2 protein-coding genes are annotated in these 1,693 nt (G+C 51.4%); both read right to left on the bottom strand.

Annotated elements, in window-relative coordinates:
• Nucleotides 1-135 precede the first annotated feature (135 nt).
• Nucleotides 136-627, bottom strand: coding sequence for an HNH endonuclease (locus AB1S50_RS19415; protein WP_367152917.1), 492 nt, complete (start codon nt 625-627; stop codon nt 136-138).
• Entirely contained in the window at nt 624-1,019 is a 396-nt protein-coding gene (locus AB1S50_RS19420; protein WP_367152919.1) for a hypothetical protein, read from the bottom strand. The genes AB1S50_RS19415 and AB1S50_RS19420 overlap by 4 nt, the downstream gene beginning before the upstream one ends.
• Between the last annotated feature and the right edge of the window lie 674 nt (nt 1,020-1,693).

A 1,693-nucleotide genomic window follows, 5' to 3' on the forward strand; every position in this document is an offset into this window, starting at 1 on the left:
CCCCTTCCCACAAGTCCATGTCACAAGCGCGAACCACGGTTACTTTCAGGCCAGGAAACAGGTAGCTGGCCCGACGACTGGCGGCGACCGCAATGGCGCTAATGCTGGCTGTATCGAGGTTGAGCCGTATGGGTTTCATTGCTCTGCCACCTCCGCTCGCATTGCTTCGCGCAGCCGAACCTTCTCAATTACCGGGAGATTGTCAGCTTTCTGGTTGCAGGATTTATGAGCCAATACCAAATTCTCTAATCTGTTCGGGCCGCGTTGACTGAGTGCAACCAGATGCTCCACGGTGGCATCTGTATCAAGTGGCTTCCCGCAGTAAAAACACTCATCGCCGTCGCGCTTCAAAAGCTGCAGCTTGCGTTTATTCCCATAAAAGCGCTTTGTTGGTTTTCCCTTCCCGGCCCACTTTCCATTGGAGAAATACGCGTTTAAAGCCTCCGTAACGAGTGGGCTGCTGACAGAGAGCCTCCCCTTACTGTTTCGATAGACGACGCCGACGCCTTTAGAACAACGGAAACGAATCACCTCATATTCATTGGTGATCGGCAGCATCTCTGCGCCCTGGTTGCCAAGCCATTTCATGAAGCTGATGATTCGTTTTTCAGAGAGGCGGTTGATCATTCCAGCCAACCCCAGCAGCGAGCCTCGGCTGAGAACTCCTCAAAATGCTCCACGGCAATGTGCGCTATGGCTTTACGGGCGGCCTCTTGGATCTCGAATCCAGCCTCTACAGCGTCATGTATTGCAAGCAAACCGATGTGTTCAGGGCCGGTGCTATCTGAGTTCCCGGCTAGGCTGTCGATTTGGTCTGCCATTGCATCGGCGAACAATTCGCGAGCGCGCACGGCAGCTTTGCTTAAAACGCCGCGCTCTTTAAACAAGCGGCACTCGATGAAGTCGGAGACTTTCTTAATTTGCTTGTCGGTGATTTCCCGCTGGCTGTCCTGGTGACACTCGTAGTCGGGGAGGGCGTCTTCTACTGGCCTGGCTGAGCTGGTGGCGAAGTTCATCATTGCGCCACCCCCTGAGATTGCTTCAGGCCGGGTTCAGTCTGGCGAGTGATACTGTCGAGGCGGATACAACCGTTTGTCAGAACTGTGCTGGATATAGACGAGCCTATTTGAGACTCTTTTTGACGCTCAAACCTTCTAAAAGAGTCCCAAGGAGGGTTAGTTGAGCAGGTCGTAGGCATGGCTGTTCTCCCTGGTAAGTGAGAACAGGTTAATCAATAAGACCAACTTTGTAAAGCTAATTGATTAACTTTTATTGTATTTAGAGTTAATTAGTCTGCCAATTGTGTTAACTAGGTCGCGTAGCTCAACATCACAAGTAGAGTGTTAGGCGAGCTCTTGCTCAATGAAAGCGTTCGCATCTAGCTCTGGGAGTTCGTATAAATCAACCAGTTTTGGGAATGCGAGGCCCCATTTTTTTCCTCCATATAAATGAGCTACAAAATTGTGAGATACCCCTAAGTGGGCTGCTGTGCCGTTATGGGAGGGCGCTGCAGTATGGGCACCAGTCTAGGGCCCCGGCAGCCAATAGACGTAAGCGTCCGGCAAACTCATCTACCAAGCCAAATTCTGCGCTGTAATTTAGGTGTCCACCTATCAACAAGTGGACACCTAATATGAGTGAAATTATCCCTGCTAAGAAACCCGTGAAGCGTCGCCGGCATTCCCCGGAGCTT

The organism is Microbulbifer discodermiae, assembly GCF_040742695.1.
Classification (GTDB): domain Bacteria; phylum Pseudomonadota; class Gammaproteobacteria; order Pseudomonadales; family Cellvibrionaceae; genus Microbulbifer.

What these genes read in the sequence shown, in the direction of transcription:
- AB1S50_RS19415 (WP_367152917.1), bottom strand. Translation starts at nt 627, where the DNA reads ATGATCAACCGCCTCTCTGAAAAACGAATCATCAGCTTCATGAAATGG.
- AB1S50_RS19420 (WP_367152919.1), bottom strand. Translation starts at nt 1,019, where the DNA reads ATGATGAACTTCGCCACCAGCTCAGCCAGGCCAGTAGAAGACGCCCTC.